Origin of the sequence: Nocardia sp. NPDC056952 (assembly GCF_042674185.1) — a bacterium.
Taxonomy (GTDB): domain Bacteria; phylum Actinomycetota; class Actinomycetes; order Mycobacteriales; family Mycobacteriaceae; genus Nocardia.
Genome location: NZ_JBHURA010000002.1, coordinates 479,644 through 498,219 on the forward strand (window position 1 = coordinate 479,644; position 18,576 = coordinate 498,219).

General features: G+C 66.9%; 18 protein-coding genes and 1 pseudogene. 5 read left to right on the forward strand and 14 right to left on the reverse strand.

Translation table 11 applies throughout. The features are described 5' to 3' along the window. Positions 1-134: 134 nt before the first annotated feature. Positions 135-788, forward strand: a pseudogene (locus ACFTS5_RS09440) (DUF1906 domain-containing protein); the annotation flags it as partial. A gap of 492 nt (positions 789-1,280) precedes the next feature. After that, the gene (locus ACFTS5_RS09445; RefSeq protein ID WP_378630011.1) at positions 1,281-1,847 is read left to right on the forward strand and encodes an LGFP repeat-containing protein; all 567 of its coding nucleotides are present in this window, start codon (positions 1,281-1,283) and stop codon (positions 1,845-1,847) included. A 4-nt stretch (positions 1,848-1,851) separates the two neighbouring features. Here the strand turns inward: ACFTS5_RS09445 and ACFTS5_RS09450 are convergent, their stop codons facing one another. From ACFTS5_RS09450 to ACFTS5_RS09495, 10 genes are all read right to left on the reverse strand, one after another. Continuing rightward, entirely contained in the window at positions 1,852-2,037 is a 186-nt protein-coding gene (locus ACFTS5_RS09450) for a hypothetical protein (RefSeq protein WP_378629239.1), read from the reverse strand. Positions 2,038-2,086: 49 nt separating this feature from the next. Then, entirely contained in the window at positions 2,087-3,019 is a 933-nt protein-coding gene (locus ACFTS5_RS09455) for a hypothetical protein (RefSeq protein WP_378629240.1), read from the reverse strand. A gap of 824 nt (positions 3,020-3,843) precedes the next feature. Next, entirely contained in the window at positions 3,844-4,797 is a 954-nt protein-coding gene (locus ACFTS5_RS09460; protein ID WP_378629241.1) for a recombinase, read from the reverse strand. Next, positions 4,794-6,071, reverse strand: a complete 1,278-nt coding sequence (locus ACFTS5_RS09465) for a recombinase (RefSeq protein ID WP_378629244.1) — start codon at positions 6,069-6,071, stop codon at positions 4,794-4,796. Before ACFTS5_RS09465 ends, ACFTS5_RS09460 begins: the two co-directional genes overlap by 4 nt. A 139-nt stretch (positions 6,072-6,210) precedes the next feature. Beyond that, positions 6,211-7,275: a zinc-binding dehydrogenase gene (locus tag ACFTS5_RS09470; protein ID WP_378629245.1), complete on the reverse strand. Its 1,065-nt coding sequence runs from the start codon at positions 7,273-7,275 to the stop codon at positions 6,211-6,213. 88 nt (positions 7,276-7,363) lie between these two features. Next, positions 7,364-8,596, reverse strand: coding sequence for an MFS transporter (locus ACFTS5_RS09475; RefSeq protein ID WP_378629248.1), 1,233 nt, complete (start codon positions 8,594-8,596; stop codon positions 7,364-7,366). A 196-nt stretch (positions 8,597-8,792) separates the two neighbouring features. Then, the gene (locus tag ACFTS5_RS09480; protein ID WP_378629249.1) at positions 8,793-9,677 is read right to left on the reverse strand and encodes an intradiol ring-cleavage dioxygenase; all 885 of its coding nucleotides are present in this window, start codon (positions 9,675-9,677) and stop codon (positions 8,793-8,795) included. Continuing rightward, positions 9,674-10,750: a maleylacetate reductase gene (locus tag ACFTS5_RS09485; protein ID WP_378629252.1), complete on the reverse strand. Its 1,077-nt coding sequence runs from the start codon at positions 10,748-10,750 to the stop codon at positions 9,674-9,676. Before ACFTS5_RS09485 ends, ACFTS5_RS09480 begins: the two co-directional genes overlap by 4 nt. Beyond that, positions 10,750-11,151: a nuclear transport factor 2 family protein gene (locus ACFTS5_RS09490; protein WP_378629254.1), complete on the reverse strand. Its 402-nt coding sequence runs from the start codon at positions 11,149-11,151 to the stop codon at positions 10,750-10,752. The genes ACFTS5_RS09485 and ACFTS5_RS09490 overlap by 1 nt, the downstream gene beginning before the upstream one ends. Further along, positions 11,148-12,038 (reverse strand): NAD(P)-dependent oxidoreductase, encoded by an 891-nt coding sequence (locus ACFTS5_RS09495; RefSeq protein ID WP_378629256.1) that lies wholly within the window; start codon positions 12,036-12,038, stop codon positions 11,148-11,150. Before ACFTS5_RS09495 ends, ACFTS5_RS09490 begins: the two co-directional genes overlap by 4 nt. 403 nt (positions 12,039-12,441) lie before the next feature. Here ACFTS5_RS09495 and ACFTS5_RS09500 point away from each other — a divergent pair, with 403 nt between their 5' ends. Continuing rightward, positions 12,442-13,188 (forward strand): helix-turn-helix domain-containing protein, encoded by a 747-nt coding sequence (locus ACFTS5_RS09500; protein WP_378629258.1) that lies wholly within the window; start codon positions 12,442-12,444, stop codon positions 13,186-13,188. Between the two features lie 22 nt (positions 13,189-13,210). On the opposite strand, the gene ACFTS5_RS09505 is transcribed toward ACFTS5_RS09500, so the two are convergent. Both ACFTS5_RS09505 and ACFTS5_RS09510 read right to left on the reverse strand, forming a co-directional pair. Then, complete coding sequence (locus tag ACFTS5_RS09505) at positions 13,211-14,419, reverse strand: acetyl-CoA C-acetyltransferase (RefSeq protein ID WP_378629260.1); 1,209 nt, start codon at positions 14,417-14,419, stop codon at positions 13,211-13,213. Positions 14,420-14,437: 18 nt separating this feature from the next. Beyond that, positions 14,438-15,217: an IclR family transcriptional regulator C-terminal domain-containing protein gene (locus ACFTS5_RS09510; protein WP_378629262.1), complete on the reverse strand. Its 780-nt coding sequence runs from the start codon at positions 15,215-15,217 to the stop codon at positions 14,438-14,440. 254 nt (positions 15,218-15,471) lie between these two features. On the opposite strand from ACFTS5_RS09510, the gene ACFTS5_RS09515 reads away from it, so the two are divergent. Both ACFTS5_RS09515 and ACFTS5_RS09520 read left to right on the forward strand, forming a co-directional pair. Then, positions 15,472-16,218, forward strand: coding sequence for a CoA transferase subunit A (locus ACFTS5_RS09515; protein WP_378630013.1), 747 nt, complete (start codon positions 15,472-15,474; stop codon positions 16,216-16,218). Further along, positions 16,215-16,862, forward strand: coding sequence for a CoA transferase subunit B (locus tag ACFTS5_RS09520; protein WP_378629263.1), 648 nt, complete (start codon positions 16,215-16,217; stop codon positions 16,860-16,862). The genes ACFTS5_RS09515 and ACFTS5_RS09520 overlap by 4 nt, the downstream gene beginning before the upstream one ends. Before the next feature lie 75 nt (positions 16,863-16,937). Here ACFTS5_RS09520 and ACFTS5_RS09525 read toward each other — a convergent pair whose 3' ends face one another. Both ACFTS5_RS09525 and ACFTS5_RS09530 read right to left on the reverse strand, forming a co-directional pair. Then, positions 16,938-17,567, reverse strand: a complete 630-nt coding sequence (locus ACFTS5_RS09525; protein ID WP_378629265.1) for a TetR/AcrR family transcriptional regulator — start codon at positions 17,565-17,567, stop codon at positions 16,938-16,940. Between the two features lie 77 nt (positions 17,568-17,644). Further along, positions 17,645-18,523, reverse strand: coding sequence for a hypothetical protein (locus ACFTS5_RS09530; RefSeq protein ID WP_378629266.1), 879 nt, complete (start codon positions 18,521-18,523; stop codon positions 17,645-17,647). Positions 18,524-18,576: the final 53 nt, after the last annotated feature.

Below are 18,576 nucleotides of genomic sequence, written 5' to 3' on the forward strand. Positions count from 1 at the left end.
AAGTGTTTCGTTTAGAATTGTGCACGGTGAGATCCTCACCCCGGTACCGATCCTCGGGTACCAGCGTCAATCATCGCGATAGTTCCACCATCTCGGGAATTCCATCGGATACGCAGCCATACAGGGGGTCAATCATGTCTACAGCTGTCGATTTCGCGGCCAGGCTCATCGAACCGCGGGCGATCGTCGCCGCGGGCCATTCGGCGGTTCTCGCCTACATCTCACCGAGCAGGCCGGGCGCGAACTTCGGCGCCAAACCGATCACCGCCGACTACGCTCGCGCGCTCACCGCCGCCGGGCTCGACATCGTCTCCATCTGGCAGTACGGCAAACCCGGCGACGCGACCCCCTCGGACTGGACTACCGGTTTCGACGGCGGTCGCCGGATGGCCGAACAGGCGCTGGCCACCCACCTGAGCGTGGGCGCGCCCCGACGCGCACCGATCTTCTTCGCCGTCGACGAGGACATCTCGCTGTCGCAGTGGAACAGCACGGCCGTGGAGTTCTTCCGGGGCGTGAACTCGGTGCTGGGCACCGCCTGGACCGGGATCTACGGGCATTCGCGAGTGTGTGCGTGGGCGATCGAGGACGGGGTGGTCGGCGCGCGCGGGGAATTCAGCTGGGCGTGGCAGACGCGGGCCTGGTCGGGTACCGAACGGGAACCACGCGCGGTGCTCTACCAGCGGGTGATCGACACCCCGAGCAACCCCGGACCGATCATCGACGGCACCCGCGTCGACGTCAACGACATCCTCGCCCCCGACTTCGGGCAGTGGGCGCTCGATCGTTCGGTATCGGTGCCGCAGTTCACCGAGATCGACCGGCTCGGACCGTCGCACTCCCCGCGCGAAGGGGCCCGCATCACCAATTTCCTGTTGCACACCCAGGAAGGCAACGGCACCGCCGAATCCCTTGCCGCCTACCTCAACAACCCCGCCAACGGTGTGTCCTACCACTACACGCTGCGCGACGCGGTGGTGGTGCGGGTGGTGCCCGAGGAGCTCGCGTCCTGGTCGGTGCTCTCGGCGAACCCTTTCACGGTGAATCTGTGCTTCGCGGGCAGCCGGATCGCGTGGTCGCGGCAACAGTGGCTGGCCATCGACGGCGATCTGCGGATCGCGGCGTTCCTCGCTGTCCGCAGCGCGCACCGGCACGGGTACTCCACCGAGGTGATCGAACCGGATTACCACGTCGGCGACGGGATCTCCGACCATCAGTACGTCACGAGGGCACTGGGCATCGGCTCGCATACCGATGTGGGCCCGAACTTCCCGTGGGATGTGTTCGCCGACCACGTCGCCTCGTTCGCCGACGGGACCGGACCGAACGCGATCGATGCCCGTGCCGCCGCGTCGCCGTGGTTGGGCGCGCGCCGCACCGACGGCGAACTCAGCACACCGGACGGGGTGGGACGTTTCGCCGAATTCGAGCACGGCTACGTGTACTGGCATCCGAGCACCGATGCCCACGCCGTCCCCACCGCGATCACGGACAAGTACGCGGAGCTGGAGTGGGAGACAGGACCGCTGGGTTATCCGACGGCCGAGCACACCGAACTGCCCGATCCGCGCGGGTCCGGCCCCGGGTTGGCACAAGCGTTTCAGGGCGGCATGGTCTACCGGCGCGCCGGCCAACCCGCGTACTGGGTGCACGGTGCGATCGGCGCGCGGTGGGCGGCGGCCGGGTACGAGAACGGCGAGCTCGGCTGGCCGGCCTCCGACGAGACCGCCCACGACGACGGGGTCTATCAGGCGTTCGAGTTCGGCCGGATCTACTGGGTGCCCGAACAGATCGTCGCGCTGCGCAATTCCGGCGAGCCCGACACTCCGCTGGCCCGGCCCGCGTGAGAGGTCAGGCCAGCAGGATCGCGAGGGTGGTGGCACCGGCGCCCAGTAGCAGCGCCGCCACCACCAGGATCGCGATCAGTCGCGTCCGTGAGGTCGGTCCGGTGTAGGTTTCGTCGGCGTTCAGCATGTCGTCGATGTCGATGGCGGCGAACTCACGCGTCGATTCGAGAGGGCCGGGCTGCTCGGTCATGTGCGTGACGCTAGTCCAGGTCGCTGCTCGCCGCCCCCGATACCCCCGCTCATGTTTGTGGTAGCGGGGTGCGGGTGGTGGCGAGGAGTTCGTCGAGCTGCGCTTCGGCGCGTTCGGCACGGGCCAGCGTTTGTTTGCGGGCGTCGTCGAGCGCGGCCCACCGTTCGGCGGCTTCGGTGCGCACCTGCTCGAGTGCGGCCGCCGCTTCGTCGCGGCGTTGCTGGGTTTCGGCGGTGGTGGTGCGGCGCAGCTCGGCGAGTTCGGTACGGGTGCGGTCGAGTTCGCCGCGGGCCGTGTCGAGTTCGGTGCGGGTCCGGCGCCACTCCTCGCGTGCTTCGGCGGCGGCCTCCACCCGTTCGGCGGTGGCTTGTTCGGCGCGTTCGGTGGCACGGTCGGCGTCGGCGGCCCGCTGGATCGCCAGGTCGCGTTCGGCGTTCGCGGCCGCGATCCGGGCCTCGGCGTCGCGGCGCTGGTGCGCGATCTCGGTGTCGGCGCGCTGTTGGGCACGGGCCACGGCGTCGTCGGCTTCTTGTCGCGCCGCGTCGATGTCGTCGCTTGCTTGTTGTTGTGCCGCACGTACTTGTGCCTCGGCGTCGCTGCGGGCCGCGAACACGTCTTCGGAGGCCTGTCGGGTGAGCGCGTCGACCGAGGCCACGACTTCGTCCCTGGCCGCGAGCGCTTCCCCCACCGCCTGTTCGGCGTGTTCGGCGGCCGCCACCGCCTCTTCGGCCACCGATTCCGCCAGTGCGCGTGCCTCTTCGGCCTCGCGCCGCGCTTGTTCGGCCGCCACCGTCGCCATCTCCGCCTCGGCGATCCGGCGAGCAGCGTCGGCTTGGACGGCCTGGACCTGCGCCTCGGCCACCGACGGATCCCCGATTGTCTGTAGCTCGGCGACCGCTGCGTTCAGCGTGGTCCCCAGCTGCTCGGCCAGTCCCCGGAATTGCCCGAGCAGCTCGTCGGCCCGCAGACGCGCCACTGTCACCGGGCCCTGAGCCGTCACAGTGACGGCAGGGGTTGCACTCTCGGACTCCTGTTGCTGCCGTTGCCTTTCCCGCCACGCCCGCCACCGCGTGTGGTCGGGGTGATCGCAGTACTCGGAGGGGCGACCCGGCCCACCGGCGCGGGTAATGGGACGGGCACAGCCCGGGTAGTTGCATACGCTCGACACGGGTGAATCGTAGCGTTGGTTTCGTCAATACGTTACGTATTGCACGAAACGAAAACCGTGTCGCCCCTTCGCGAGTCAGATCCGGCCCATCCGATCCTGACCCCCGATAAGTGAACATTATCGGCGGTCAGGATCTGAGATCGTTTCGAATGACCTTGAATGATTTACGTTTACGTTTGGTCACAGCAAACGCAACGTAATAGCTACGGAACTCGTGAAAAGCTGTGCTCGCCTGTACGTGAGACCCGTCATCAAAAGGTCAGTGCCGCGACCAGGCGATACGTCGGTCGTGTCAGTAGAAGGCGTCACTGGATGTCAGTAGTTGAAAGCCAGCTGGAGGTAGTTGGCGTCCACTTGTATTGCGGAAGTGACGCTTCCGGCGTCCGGCGCAACGCCGTCTTCAGCAAGGCCTGGTATGGATGCCACAGGCACCGCTCCCCCGCCTAGTCCATGTCCAGCGCCACAAGGAGGAGGCAGCTGAGGGCTTTTGCTGTCATCCCATGACGTGCGTCATGTCATGTCAGTGCGGATGACCTGGCGCTACGTCACTCGATGTCAGTGATTGCGTCACTGGAATGTCAGTCGATTTGGACGGGTGTAGTCGACTTCCATCGGGAACAACGGATCGCCGCTTCGTCTCAGGTCCAGTGGAATCGGTTCAGGATCTCGTCATACCGGCGCGACACCTCGTCATACACGTTGTCGAGGTCGAGGTCGTCAAACAGAGTGACTGCGTTCTTGCGTGCCTGCACACCGCGGTCGTGGACGTCTGGAAGCGGCGAGTCAGGGACCAACGAAAGCTCGGAACGGCCGGGACGCGCATCGCCGCGGTCTGGTATTCGGGACCGGTGCGACCGAACTTGCCCCGAGAGGTGGTTTCGGACGATACTGCGGACCGAGGTAGCGGCCATGTGCGTCATCGGCAGCGGCGGTCGGCCGTCCCGGTCGATGGACACCAGCAACGGCACCGCGAGCTGCGTGGAGTCGAGCGTGCTGGGCTGGCGAGCTCCGGTGGTGAGCCAATCCCGAGCCGCTGCCATGGTGGCGGGCGCCTGAACCAGCAGCGGAACAGCGGCGGTCCATCGGTGCAGCACCGCCACCGGACACGAGTCCTCGTTGTCGGTCGCGTGCAGGACCGCCAGCGGTACGGAGCCGATGATCACCTGATCAGGGTGAGATTCGAGATCGCTGAGACGGAGTTCGGCGATGGTCTTGTACGGCAGACCCGCGGCGGCGAGAACGAGCATGGCCGCGTCGCGGCGCCCGAACAGCCCCTCGGGCCAGCCCCATTCCGGCAGCGGCAGCACTTCCTGCACCCGAGCCCGCAGCGTAGCGGTTCGGTCGTAGCGGGCTGCGGTGAGCGCATCACGCAGTGCAGCGGCACGTCCTGGCGGAGGGTACCCGAAGGTGGTGTGTGCGTGGTTGATCGCGGCGAGGCGTCCACGCTGGGTGCTGTCCGCGGCGGGGTGGCTGATCAGGTAGTCCAGGATCACCAGCGGGCCAGCCGGTAGGAACGTCTCACCGCGAGAGCGTGCCCAGTCGGTGAACCGGGCCCAATCGTAGCGATACCGTGCCGCGATCTGCCAGGTCATAGCAGCGGCAGCAGGGTGACGGCGTTGTCGGCCAGAGGCGCATCCTCGCGTTGGTAGCGACGGACCATCGCTTCGGATTTATGGCGGGTTTGGCGCATGATCTGTCGTTCGGTCGCACCGGCTCGGATCGAATCCGTCACGAATCCCGCGCGCAGGCTGTGTCCGCTGAAGGTCTTGATCTCGGCGGTGGTGTAGCCGAGGGCGCGTAGGTGTCGGCGCAGGATGTCGCCGAGAGACTCAGCACCCAGCGCTCGTCCTGTCGAAAGATTGCCGTGCCGGTCGATGCTGCAAAACGCGGGCATTTGCTGCGGCAACTCGGTGAGTTCGCCGCGACAGATGTGGTGGTCGAATGGATCAGCGGGATTGTCTCGGTCCAGGTGTAGTTTGACGGCGCCGCGACCGCCGCTGCTCTGGGCTGTCAGAACGGCACGCCACCGTACCCACGCACATGGCGGGCACACCGCCGGGTCGCTCGCACGCGGTACTGGGACGGTGACCGCGCTTTCTTGGTCGCCCTTGCTCTGCTCGATCACGATGTGTAGACCGTCGAGCCGGTGTTGCCGGATATCAACGGCCCGACGCTGGCACAGTTCAGAGGCCCGCAAAGCACCGGGGAACGCCAACAGGATCAGGGCCGGGTCACGAAGTGCGGCGAGGCGGCGGGCAACGGTGGTGGTATCAACGCGAGGCACGGCGACCAGATCACGAATGTCGCCGGTCAGCAAGGGAGCCGCACGGCGTGCGCGACGTCTTCGGCGCGTGGTGTCACGGCGGATCCCGGCGAGAGCTTCCGAGGCCACGGATGCGCTGCAGGGAGAAGGGAGGCCGGCGGCGCGGTGCCGATAGGCGATGGCAGCAGCCCATCGTCCCAGTGTATCGGCCGAATAGGTGTGGTGGCCTTGGGAATCGAGGGCATCGGCGGCTTCGGTGAGATAGGCCGAGACAGTCAACGGGTGGGCTGGGACCGCCTGCCGGCCTGCAGAGCCGCACCATGATTCGAAGCGTCGCCAGTCCTGGCTGTAGGCGCGACGTGTGTTGGGTGCTTTTGCGGCAATGACGTTGCGGCGGACTCGGTCCAATTCCTGCTCGGACAGCACCGGTTCGACCGCGACTAGCACGTCGTGCGGTTGTTCGATCTCGTTCATCGAGCCCATGCCAGGCAGTATGCCCAGCCCCACCGACAGGTTCGCCGTCGTCAGCCTCTTATTGGCATTACCTCTCACTGCTGCTCGGTTCTCGATCTCTCGGTTGCCGCTGCCGACTGACACCGGCATCGACCCAGCCTCCGCCCGCCCGCCGACTGTTCCGGAGCGCGAGAGTGGGCTGACACATCTTTCTTTGGTGAGACTCCGGAGAAGAACAGTTATCCGGAACCAGGCCAGACGGATACGGGCGCTGACAATCCCGAACCAGTCATGCGCCAGGATCGATAAGGATCTTGCCTTCCACCTGCCCTGCGGCGAGCCGATCGAGTGACGCGCCCAGATGTGCCAGTCCTACCGGGGTCTCGGCGAATTCGGTGCCGAGCAGTGGGTCTGCCGCGAGGATGTGCAGCGCGGCGGGGAGGTCGGTGTCGCAGACGTGGGCCAGTGTCGTGTCGAGGGTGATCTCGCGGAAGATCATCGAATGCATGTCGAGGGCGGGCTTGTCCTTGGGAATGCCGACGGCTTGGATACGGCCGCCGTCGACGACCATCTCGAGTGCCGTCGCCAGCTGTCCGGGGGCCCCGCTTGCCTCGATCACGACGTCGGGTTTGCGGCCGTTTAGTGCATCGGCGAGATCGGCGGCGATGGACTCCGACGGAGTGAGGGTGCGATCGGTGCCCAGACGTTGCGCGCGGTCGAGGCGGCTGCCGGGGAAGTCGATGACTGTGATGTCGAACTCGCCGAGGTATCGCAGGCCGGCGAGGACGAACGAGCCGATCGCACCGGCACCGATGATGACGACGTTGTCGCCCTCGCGCGCACCGGACCGGCGAGCCGCGTGGATGCCGACAGACAGCGGTTGGGCGAGTCCGGCGTGGTCCAGGGGCAACCCGGTGGGCAACGGACGCAGTGTCTTCGTCGGGACCGCGACGAATTCGGCCATCCCGCCGTGGAGGTTCAGCCCGAGGGTCCGGTACTGCGTGCACTGGTTGGTTCGGCCTTCGCCACATCGTCGGCACTTACCGCACCAGACACCGGCACCACTGGCGACCAGGCTGCCCTCGGTGAGGCCGGAACCCGGGTCGGCTTCGACGATCTCGCCGACGAATTCGTGGCCGGGGATGATCGGGCCGAGGTGCCCGCTGTGGGGGTGGCGGCGTTGCACGGGAAAGGTTTTCGGTCCGGCGGTCCACTCGGAGGCGTCGGTCCCGCAGATTCCCGATCGCAGCACCCGCAGGAGTGTTTCCCCGGTGCCCGGAGAGGGGATGTCGACTTCTTCGAGTCGGATATCGCGGGGGCCGTAGTAGACGGCAGCTTGCATCGTCGATGGCACAGCAGTGTCTTCCTCGTCGAGATGGTGGATAGGGTTCGAAGGCCAGCAGATGGTCTGGGTCGCCATGAGCGACCCAGACCATCGGTTGTCACACCTTGACGGGTTCTCCGTCACGTGGGTCGGTAACCGGTTGGGCGACAACGTCATCAGTGACAGTGCTGCCGCGTGGCAGGAGCAATGCCACCACCGCGGCGAGGCCGAAGAATCCCGCGCACACGATGAGGCCGCCCTGGAATCCGATACTCGCCGCCAGTCCGGCCAGAGCGAACGGCGCCAGCGCCGAGACACCGCGACCGACGTTGAAACAGAACCCGGCACCGGTAGCGCGGGCCCTGGTCGGGAAAAGTTCCCCGAGATAGGAGCCGAACAGGCCGAAGAAGGCGGTGAACGCGCCGAACAGCGGTCCCATCCACAGCAGGGCGGTCTCCTGGGTGGTGAGTGCGTAGATCGGCAGTGTCAGCGTGACGCCGAGCAAGGTGATGATGATCGTCCGGTGACGGCCGATGTGATCGGCGAGGTAGCCGAAACCGTTGTAGCCGAAGAACATTCCTAGATTCAGCATCGTGATGAACAGCGCGACCGAGGTCGACGGCAGCCCACGCTCGGTGGTGAGGTAGGTCGGCAGCCAGGTCATCGCACCCCAGTAGCCGAACAGCGCGAGCGCCGCCATGAGGGTGCCCAGCAGGGTGCGCCGACGCAGCGAGGAGCCCAGCACATCACGCACGGAGACGACATCGTCGGCGTTGTCGGCCTTCTGAGCTGCCCAAGTGGCGGATTCGGAGAAGAAGATCGCGACGATGGCGATCGGCAGCACTACCGCGCAGCCCGACACCAGGAACATCAGTCGCCAATCCGGCAGGAACCAGCCCGAGATCGTGGCTGCCATCGCACCGCCGGCGGGGAAAGCGCTGATCACGAACGCGGCTGCGCGACCACGATGCTTTTCGGGCCAGGTCTCGACCACGTAGGCCGAGACCACGCTCCAGACTGCGCCGAGCCCGATACCAGCGAGAAACCGCAGCAGCAGGAAGACCTCGTAGCTCGGGACCACGTAGATGGCGGCAGTGAAGATGCCGAAGATGCTCAGCGCGGCGAGCAGTGCCTTCTTACGCCCGAAGTTGTCGGCCACATAGCCACCGAGGACGCTACTGACACCGATGCCGACCAGGGTGGCGGTAGCCAGCAGGCCGCCCTGGGTGATCGTGATGCCCAAGTCCTTACGGATGGACGGTAGCGCCATGGAGAGTAGGACGATTTCCAGGGCGTCGAACAGGTAGGCGAGGAAACACCCGCCGAGCACGATCCAACGTGTACGTCGCATCGTTGTACCTCCAGTGTGAGCTGCTGGGGGTCGTGCCCGGGCAGCAGTGATCTTCGAATTGCAGGGAACGGGTGTTCGCTGCACAGGTGGAACCGGCACCGAGCAATCGCCTGCCGGTGCGTAGTTCCGGCGAAAGGCATGGCGGTGCCGTTCGATCCGGACCTCGACGGGTCCGGTCGTGTGTGTGACGGGGGCGCTAGCGGCCGTCGTGGGTGGCCAGCACCAGGTCGAACGTGATGCTCCTCCAGCCGTCCTGCGGGTGCGTCCCGTCGGGAGCGGTGGTGTCGGTGTGGTGGACGGCCTCGACGACGAGGTTCTCCTTCACTCCGAACACCGCGTCGCAGTCGAGGTAGGGGTCGCCCGCGACGAAGATATGGGTGATCAGGGGCCGGAAATCCGGCGCGGTGACCATGTAGTGCAGATGCGCGGGGCGCATCGGGCCGCGGGCGGTCGCGCTCAGCAGGTCGCCGACCGGGCCGTCGTGGGGAATCGGATACGGCGCGGGCAGTACCGACCAGAATCGGTACTCGCCGTTCGCGCCCGAGCGCAGCCAGCCGCGACCGGCCGAGCGGTCGTCGGTGTACTGGACGTCGTAGAAACCGTCGGAGTCGGCTTCCCACACCTCGATCCGTGCCCCCGCGATCGGCTCGCCACCGGTAGTACGGACCTGGCCCGAGACGTAACAGGGCAGACCCTTCGCGCCCCGGGCGATATCGCCTCCGAGCGGAATCTCCGGTGCGGAATCGACGAAGAACGGACCGAACACCGTCGACTCGGTAGCGCCGGGCTGGGCAGGTTCGTTGATGGCCACCGTGAGCATGGACAGGCCGAGCACATCGGAGAGCAGAATGAATTCCTGACGCCGATCGTCGGTGATATGCCCTGCGCGAGTGAGGAAGTCGATCGCCGACTCCCACTCGTGTTCGGTGAGCCGGACGTCGCGGGCGAAAGAGTGCAGGTGCCGCACGAGACTGTGCATCACCTCGCGCAGCCGAGGATCGGGCGTGGCGTCGAAGCTGGCCAGCACCTCCTCGGTGACGGCCTGTTCCTTGTCGACGGCGGTAGCCGGGTCGCCGGTCATGCCGTCGGCCCTACGGGGTGCGATCCTGCCCATGCACCGTGCAAGATCGCGCGCAGCCCTTCCGCGGTGACTCGGGTCGGGTTGTCGGCCGGGGCGATCGCCAGGATGTCGTCGATCACGTCGTCGATACCGGACTCGTCCATGCCGAGCTCACGCAGCCCCGCGGGGACGCCGACCGCACCACCGAGTTCACGCAGGCCGTCGACGATGTCGACTCGCCCGAGTGCGCGGCCGATCCGGTCGGTGGCCTCGCTCGCGTTGGGTGCGTTGTAGGCCAGTACGTAGGGCAGCACGATGGCGTGTGTATGGGCGTGGGGAAGGTCGAACGCTCCGCCGAGGACGTGGCAGATCTTGTGGTGCAGCCCGGATCCGGCGATAGCGAACGCCGATCCGGCCAGGTAGGCGCCGAGCAGCAGTTCACCGCGGCTGGCCAGGCCGGTCGGGGTGGACGCGATGGTGGTCAGCCCGTTGACCAAGTGACGGATGCCGTCTTCGGCGACCGCGCTGGACACCGGGCTTCGCCGCGGCGCCCAGAAAGCCTCGACACAGTGCGCTACTGCATTGAGTCCGCTGGCGACCGAGAGTTCCACCGGCAGAGTAAGGGTCAGCTCCGGGTCGTAGACGACGGTCTTGGGCAGTACCCGTCGATCGGTCCCGGTGGTCTTGCGCCCGCGCTCGGTCAGACCCCACACCGGGGTGACTTCGGAGCCGGCATAAGTCGTCGGCACAGCGAGCACCGGCAGACCAGTGGTCAGCGCGACGATCTTGGCCGTTCCCGTCGTCGAGCCGCCGCCCACCGACAGCACCACATCGGCGTCGGCATCGAGTGCGACCTTGCGAGCGAGCTCGGCGACCTCGGCAGGCACATGGGGACGGACCTCGGTGAAAGTCGCGACCACCCGATCGGCGAACGGTGCGCACAGCTGTGTCGCGGTGCCGTTCTCGGCATCGGTGGCGATGAGCAGCACGCGGCGCGCGCCTAGCAGGTCGAGCTCGGTGAGCAAATGGGTGCGCGCGGTACCGGCGCCGAAGACGACCCGGCCCGGCAGGCCGTCGTAGGCGAACTGTGTCATCAGATCGCCCCCGGGATGACCGTAGGTCCGTAGCCCAGCAGCAGCCACCGATCGCCGTCGCGCACCCAGACCGCCAGCGCGCTGTTGGCCAGTTGTTTGCGCACCCCACCAGCGGTGATGTCGGCGCGCATTTCACCGGAGACCAGCACGGTGTCGCCGACAACGACGATCCGGTGCACGGGGTGCTCGATCCGGTGGTAGATGTAGAAGCCGGTGCGCAGTTTCTCCAGGTAGCTGTCGAGGGTATCGACCACGGCGTTGGAGTGCGTGTAGAGCAACTCGGGGTGCGCGAACGCGGCGAAGCCGTCGACATCGCCTGCGACCACCGCGGCGTAGCGTGCGTCCTCGAGCGAGCGGATGGTCGATTCGATCTCGGCCGTAGCGAGGGTGTCGCTGGTCATGAGAGGGCTCCTGTCTGTGGTGCGGTGGAAAGGGTTTCGCGCAACATCACGCCGTTACGGCGGCGCAAGACGGTGAGGACTTCGGCCATGTCGGCCTGACCCAGCCCGGTGGCCACGGCGTCGTCGAGGACGGCGAACGCGGCTTCGGATCCGGGCAGGATCAGCCGGTGGCGGTGGGCCAGCGCGAGAGCCAGGCCGAGGTCCTTGCGGATCAGCGATACCGGCGCCGCGACCGGGGTCGACTCCGGCGCGAGGTATGCCTGCTGCTTGTAGCCGACATAGGGTGCGCCCGCCGCGCTGTTGCGCAGGATGTCGTAGAACGTATCCGGGTCGAGGGCACCGGCTTCGGCGAGCAGAAGTCCTTCCGCGACAGCCTGACTCAGCCCGGCCAGGACGGCGTTCACCGCGAGCTTGGCCGTGGACCCCGAGCCGACGGGTCCTGCGTGGAACTGGGCGGTGGTCATCGCGGCCAGTACCGGATGCGCCCGCTCGAACTGTTCGGGCGTGGCGCCGACCATCGTGGTGATAGCTGCGGTTTCGGCCATCGACACACTGCCCGACACCGGGGCATCAATCACCGCGAGATGCGGTAGGTCGGCGAGTTCACGGACGACCTCCGGGCCGACGGTACCCATCACGATGTGCAAGTGGCCGGGCACGACGGTGCGCAGACCCTCGATCACCAGGTCGCGAGTGGACTCACCATCGGGCAGCATGCTGATCGTCAACGCGGCGGCGGCCAGCGCATCGGGGAAGTCGGCGAGGCCGACCCCCTCGGGCGCTCGCTCGACATGGGGGTCATAGGCGAGAACGGTGTGTCCTGCCGCGGCCAGGTGGGCGGCCATCGGCCTGCCCATTCGGCCCAGGCCCGCGAATCCGATCAGCACGGCCCCTCCCCCGCTACGCAGACTGTCGCCGCGAATCGGTGAGCGGTGGTGAGAGGCGGAGAAAAGCAGGTCGACCGAAGTCGCGCAATCGGGAAAGACACGAGTCTCCTTCGTCGTCGATGACGGGGAACGGGGCTGAAGCCACCGTGAATGTGTTCAGTATCATTAAACATATAGAGAGTGATGTCAACCACGGAACAACGGTCGCCACATCGAACGGGGCTCATCAGCGATGTTCGAATCGCCGACAAGAGGCACCTCAGGGGCAGAAACCCGCTCGAAAACGGCACGTCGGGACGGGCTACCAGGGTCACCGCGCGCCGCAGGTAGTGTTCACTCATAGTGAACCCGTAGTGTTCACTGATAGTTGATTTCGTTTCGGCGAGTAGACAGAGGTGCGCTGATGCAGGACAGGATCGGGCCGGCGTTGAAGCAGGCGCGTCTGGATCGGGGTTCGAGTCTGCGCGGGTTGGCGGCCGCGGCGGGCATCTCCGCCAGCCAGCTCTCACAGATCGAGAACAACAAGTCCCAGCCGTCGGTGAGCACCCTCTACGCCCTCGTCAACCATCTCGAGGTCTCCCTCGATGATCTTCTGGGCCTGCGGTACGGCCGCGCCGAGTCCACCGCCGACCCGGCCGGGCACTCGGGTGCGAGCCGGTCCTCCGGAGTGGTTCAACGCGCCGCGGACAACCCGGTGCTGGAGATGGCCAACGGGGTCCGGTGGGAAAAGCTCGCGGTCGACCCGGAGGCAGGCGTCGACGCCCTGCTGGTCACCTACGAGCCGGGTGCCGCGAGCTCGGTGGACCGAATGCCGATGCGCCACTCCGGAACCGAGTACGCCTACCTGTTCACCGGAGAGTTGACGCTGCTGCTCGATTTCGACAGGTACATCCTCGGCGCGGGCGACTCGCTGTGCTTCGATTCCACCCGGCCACATATGTATGTCAACCAGTCGAGCGAACCCGCGCGCGGCGTGTGGTTCGTCGCGGGCCGCCACGAATCCGGCCCCACCCGGGCATGGGTCGCCGCACAGCTGGGTGAGACCGACACCGAATCGCCCCTGCGCGTGTCGAATGCGGTCGACGCACTGGATTTGCTCGGTGCCACCGTCGTGCGACCACCCGCGGTCGAACCCGGCCGCGACAGCTAGTCGCAACCGGGTCCCGAGTGGATCAGAGGCGTTCGAAAACGGCCGCCAGCCCCTGACCGCCGCCGATGCACATCGTTTCGAGGCCGTAGCGGCCTTCGCGGCGGGCCAGTTCATGGAGCAGAGTTGCCAGGATTCTGGCGCCGGTGGCGCCGACCGGGTGACCGAGGGAGATTCCCGAGCCGTTGGGGTTGACGCGCGGGTCGTCGGGTTCGACCTTCCAGGTCCGCAGCACGGCCAGTGCCTGGGCGGCGAAGGCCTCGTTGAGTTCGATCACGTCCAGGTCATCGAGTGTGAGATCCAGTCGCGCGAGCGCTTTCTCGGTCGCCGGTACCGGTCCGATGCCCATGGTGGACGGCGGTACGCCCGCGACCGCCCACGACGCCAGTCGAGCCATGGGGCGCAGCCCGAGTGCTTGTGCACGCTGCGGTGTCGTCACGATACAGATAGCCGCGCCGTCGTTCTGACCGCTGGAATTTCCAGCGGTCACAGTGGATTCGGGATCGATACCGAGACGGATCGGGCGCAGCTTGCTCAGCGTGTCCAGGTCGGTATCGGCTCGTGGATGCTCATCGGTGCGCACCAGCAGTGGCTCCCGCTTGCGTTGCGGCACAGCGATACTCACCAGCTCCGCTTCGAAGCGGCCATCGCGTTGCGCGGCGACGGCACGCCGGTGCGACTGCACGGCGAGCGCGTCCTGGTCCGCGCGGCTGATCGCGAACTGCGCGCGCAGGTTCTCCGCGGTTTCGATCATGCCGCCGTCGACCGGAAAGTTCTTGCCACCGGCGGTGATTCGCGCACGCGCGAGGCGGTCGTGCAACACCGGCCCGTCACCACGGATGCCCCAGCGGATGTCGGTGGCGTAGAACTCGGTGCGGCTCATCGACTCCACGCCGCCCGCCAGGACGAGATCACTGCCGCCGGATTGCACCTGCATGCAGGCTTGCAACACCGCCTGCAGACCCGACCCGCAGCGCCGGTCCACCTGAATGCCGGGTACGCCGATGCCGAGGCCGGCGTCCAGCGCGGCGATGCGGCCGATCGCGGGCGCCTCGCCGTTGGGCGAGGACTGGCCGAGGATGACGTCGTCGACGGTCGTGGAGTCGAGTCCGGTGCGGGTGATCAGTTCGGTGATCACCGCCGCCGCGAGGTCTTGCGGGGCGATGTCTTTGAACACCCCGCCGAATCGTCCGACCGGGGTTCGCAGTGGTTCGCAGATAACAGCTTCGGGCATAGCTCTTCCTCGTAGGTGTCAGGTGGTGGATCGGATCCGGGTGAGGTCGTGCTCGATCGCGGCACCGGTCTCGAGCAGGGCGGGAACCAGGGAGTCGCGGACCTCGCGCAGCGTGTAACGGGCGGCCTGGGTGGAGATGTTCACTGCGGCGACGACCACGCCGTGCTGGTCGCGCACCGGCGCCGCCATCGACCGCAGACCGTGCTCGAGTTCCTGGTCGACGACGCAGTAGCCGTCCGCGCGGACCTGGGCCAGCTCCGCGCGCAGTTGTCGTTTCGTAGTGACGGTCGTGTCGGTGAGGGGCGTCAGTTCGACCTCGGCCAGATAGTTCTCCAGCGCGTCGGCGTCGAGGTCGGCGAGCAGGACCCGGCCCATCGAGGTGGCGTAGGCGGGGAAACGGGTCCCGATGTTGATCGACACGGTCATGATCCGGCTGACGGGAACACGGGCCACGTAGACGATGTCGGTGCCGTCCAGGATCGACACCGAGGTCGACTCACGAACCTTCTCTGCCAGCGCCTCGAGGTGCGGGCCCGCCAGATCGGGCAGGGTCAGGCTGGACAAGAAGCTGTACCCGAGCTCGAGCACGCGCGGCGTGAGCCAGAACTGATTTCCATCCGAGCGCACATAGCCGAGCTCGACCAAGGTGAGCAGGAAACGCCGGGCGGTGGCCCGGGTCAGGTCGGTGGCCTGGGCGACCTCGCTGAGGGTGCGCCGCGGATGTCGGCCATCGAAGGCCCGAATGACGGCGAGGCCGCGCGCGAGGGACTGCACGTAATCCGGCGACGGTTCTGTCATGGCTGCCGTAACTCCTTCTCCCACTGGGCCCGATGGCGTCCACCCCGCGGCGAACGTCGGTGCACCGAGCCGGGCCCGAGGCTACGTCGCGACGACCCGGCACGGGGCTCGGCATGCACCAAGAACACGTGTTCATTATGCGAACACAAGTCCGTATTGCGAACACGCTACGTCCACAGCTCTAGCCTACGCAAGTGTTCGCTATACGAACGACAGTGCGCATTGCGAACATTTCGGCTAGCATCGCTGGCGTGATGGACAAAGTCATTGCGACGGCCGCCGAGGCCGTCGCCGATATTCAGGACGGCGCGTCGTTCGCGGTCGGCGGATTCGGCTTGGTCGGCGTGCCGCAGGTACTCATCGACGCCGTACTCGCCCACGGCGCCACCGATCTCGAGGTCGTGAGCAACAACTGCGGCACCGCGGGCGTCGGATTGGGCGTGCTCCTCGAGGCTCACCGGATCCGCCGCACGACCAGCTCCTACGTAGGATCGAACGCGGAGTTCGCGCGTCAGTTCCTCGCCGGCGAACTCGAAGTGGAACTGACACCGCAGGGCACCCTGGCCGAACGGATGCGGGCAGGCGGTGCGGGCATTCCGGCGTTCTTCACCCCCGCCGGGGTCGGCACACAGGTCGCCGACGGCGGCCTCCCGCTGCGCTACGACGGCGACGGCGGGATCGCGCTGGCCAGTCCCCCGAAGGAGACGCGCGTCTTCGGCGGGGTGCCCTACGTGCTCGAACACGCGATCGTCACCGATTTCGCGCTGGTCCACGCCTGGAAGGGCGACCGCCACGGCAACCTCGTCTACCGCCGCAGCGCGCGCAACTTCAATCCCCCGGCCGCCACAGCGGGCCGAATCACCATCGCCCAGGTCGAGCATCTGGTGGAACCGGGCGAGCTGGATCCAGACGAGGTGCACACCCCCGGCATCCACGTACAGCGCGTGGTGCACGTGGGCACAGTCGAGGTCGGAATCGAGAACAGGACGGTGCGGCCATGACGTGGACACGCCAGGAGTTGGCAGCGCGGGTGGCCGCCGAACTCAGTGACGGCCAGTACGTCAACCTCGGCATCGGGATGCCGACGTTGGTACCCAACTATCTGCCCGACGACGTCACGGTCGTCCTGCATTCGGAGAACGGCGTACTCGGCGTGGGGCCCTACCCCACCGAGGACGAAGTCGATCCCGAGCTGATCAACGCGGGCAAGGAGACGATCACCGTTCTGCCCGGCGCCTCCTATTTCGACTCGTCGCAGTCCTTCGGGATGATCCGCGGCGGCTGCGTCGATGTCGCCGTGCTGGGCGCGATGCAGGTCAGCGCCCACGGCGACCTGGCGAACTGGATGATTCCGGGCAAGATGGTCAAGGGCATGGGTGGCGCGATGGACCTGGTCCACGGCGCGAAACGGGTCATCGTGATGATGGAACACCGTTCCCGCAGCGGCGAACCCAAGATCGTCGAGCAGTGCACCCTGCCACGGACCGGACTGGGTTGCGTGCACCGGATCATCACCGAGATGGCCGTGCTCGACATCGGCCCCGACGGGCTCACACTCGTCGAAACCGCGCCGGGCGTCAGCGAATCCGACGTTCGCGCGGCCACCGGAGCAGATTTCACGGTCGCCCTCGCCCCTGCCCGATGAGATTCGGTGTGAAGCCCACGCGGAAGGGGTGCGGGCTTCACACCGACCTGATCCGTTCGCGAAGCGTGGCTGTCCTCAGGTCCGTTCGCCGTGGAGGGCGAGTGTGTCGTCGATGCAGCGTGCGATGAACACGTCATCGATCGCCTGTTCTCCGACCAAGAGCCTGAAATATAGTGGTGCGGAAAGGGTTTCGAGCACAGCGCGCGGATTGACCGATGCCGGGAGTTCACCGCGCGCCACCGCGTTCGTGATCACCTGGGAGCTCCGCTCGAAGCGATCGTTCCAGAATTTGCGGCGCGCGGCGTCGACTTCCGGATCGGACGACAGAGCCACGGTGGTGCCCACCAGCCGCGCCATCCCCGGGCGCGAGATCAGGTCGGAAACCTGTCCGGCCAGCACCGCCAGATCCGATCGCAAGCTGCCGGTGTCCGGCGCGGGATTCCCGACGGCGGCGAGCTCGGTGACCGCCTCGGCGATCAACGCGGTCCGGGTGCCCCAGCGGCGATAGATCGTCGTCTCGGCGACACCCGCGCGGGCCGCGACATCACCGATGGTCAAACCCTCGATCCCGTGCTCGGTGACCTGCTCCAGGGTCGCGGTCAGAACAGCGTCACGCACCCGCGCCGAGCGTCCCCCGGTCCGCTTACGCGGAGCCGGGGGTGTCACCGACTGTTTGTCGTCGGCATCGAGTCCACTCTGATCCATGGTCCAGTTCTACTCGACGGCCACGCCGTACGCCCAATGCCGACCGATGGGACCGACGCGTCCTGCCCCACCCGGGGTCAGCGCAGATATGCCTCGATCCAGTTGCCGAACTCGGTCGCGAGATGCCACTGGTGCTCGCTGATGTACAAGCCGGGCACCGCCGCGGGAAACGCGACTTTCAGCTGACTGCGGAACCCACCGCCGGGCTCGTCACGGAACTGATGGCAGACCCCGCCGATGAGTTCACCGTCGGCGAGCTTGGCCGCACCGGCGACCGCGAACGGGTAGGACGGGTCCGCGGCGACCACCACTTTCGCCGGGTCGGTGTACTCGACGAGGAACCGGCTGGCGAGCATGGCTCCACCGGTCACCTCGACAACCTCCTGTCGTCCATCGGGCATGGTGGCGATGATGTAGTGGTCCGGGCACGCGTCGGTCCAGAACGCCTGATCGTTGCCCACCCGCGCCCGGTCGAATGTGTCGATGAAGCCCTGCGCGGTGCCGTGGTCGCTGGCGATCTCGACGGTCGACACGGCCCAGCGTCCACCCGAGGCCGCGAGTGTGGCGCGGGTGGCGGCTTCGGAGGCGACGAGCTCACCGGCGAGAAGCTCACGCAATCCGTTGGATCCGATCAGCACGCGAGCCTGAGCCAGCACCGCTCGGGCGGCGGGGATGTCGTCGACTTCGATCGCGAAGCGGGCGAGCAGTGAGTCGAGCTCACCGGTCAACAGGCCGACGTAGTCCTTGCGCAGCCGCGCCGCGGCGACCGAGAGCCGCCGTCGTTCCCACTCGACGACTCTGCCCTGGTCGACCAAGCGACCGTCGATATATGTCCGCAGTCCGGCTGCCGACGGACCAGGGTCGGCGAAAGTGGTTCCCGCACCGGCATAGGCGACCGCCGCGGTGGCAGCCGTCACCCCGGCGGCACGGACGATGAAGCTTCTTCTGGTCAGCATTGACCAATTCCCTTCGATTTAAAGCTAGCTCAACTTGCGATAACACAGCTTCC

What these genes read in the sequence shown, in the direction of transcription:
- ACFTS5_RS09450 (WP_378629239.1), bottom strand. Translation starts at nt 2,037, where the DNA reads ATGACCGAGCAGCCCGGCCCTCTCGAATCGACGCGTGAGTTCGCCGCC.
- ACFTS5_RS09525 (WP_378629265.1), bottom strand. Translation starts at nt 17,567, where the DNA reads ATGGATCAGAGTGGACTCGATGCCGACGACAAACAGTCGGTGACACCC.
- ACFTS5_RS09500 (WP_378629258.1), top strand. Translation starts at nt 12,442, where the DNA reads ATGCAGGACAGGATCGGGCCGGCGTTGAAGCAGGCGCGTCTGGATCGG.
- ACFTS5_RS09475 (WP_378629248.1), bottom strand. Translation starts at nt 8,596, where the DNA reads ATGCGACGTACACGTTGGATCGTGCTCGGCGGGTGTTTCCTCGCCTAC.
- ACFTS5_RS09485 (WP_378629252.1), bottom strand. Translation starts at nt 10,750, where the DNA reads ATGACACAGTTCGCCTACGACGGCCTGCCGGGCCGGGTCGTCTTCGGC.
- ACFTS5_RS09530 (WP_378629266.1), bottom strand. Translation starts at nt 18,523, where the DNA reads ATGCTGACCAGAAGAAGCTTCATCGTCCGTGCCGCCGGGGTGACGGCT.
- ACFTS5_RS09460 (WP_378629241.1), bottom strand. Translation starts at nt 4,797, where the DNA reads ATGACCTGGCAGATCGCGGCACGGTATCGCTACGATTGGGCCCGGTTC.
- ACFTS5_RS09515 (WP_378630013.1), top strand. Translation starts at nt 15,472, where the DNA reads ATGGACAAAGTCATTGCGACGGCCGCCGAGGCCGTCGCCGATATTCAG.
- ACFTS5_RS09505 (WP_378629260.1), bottom strand. Translation starts at nt 14,419, where the DNA reads ATGCCCGAAGCTGTTATCTGCGAACCACTGCGAACCCCGGTCGGACGA.
- ACFTS5_RS09465 (WP_378629244.1), bottom strand. Translation starts at nt 6,071, where the DNA reads ATGCCGGTGTCAGTCGGCAGCGGCAACCGAGAGATCGAGAACCGAGCA.
- ACFTS5_RS09520 (WP_378629263.1), top strand. Translation starts at nt 16,215, where the DNA reads ATGACGTGGACACGCCAGGAGTTGGCAGCGCGGGTGGCCGCCGAACTC.
- ACFTS5_RS09490 (WP_378629254.1), bottom strand. Translation starts at nt 11,151, where the DNA reads ATGACCAGCGACACCCTCGCTACGGCCGAGATCGAATCGACCATCCGC.
- ACFTS5_RS09510 (WP_378629262.1), bottom strand. Translation starts at nt 15,217, where the DNA reads ATGACAGAACCGTCGCCGGATTACGTGCAGTCCCTCGCGCGCGGCCTC.
- ACFTS5_RS09480 (WP_378629249.1), bottom strand. Translation starts at nt 9,677, where the DNA reads ATGACCGGCGACCCGGCTACCGCCGTCGACAAGGAACAGGCCGTCACC.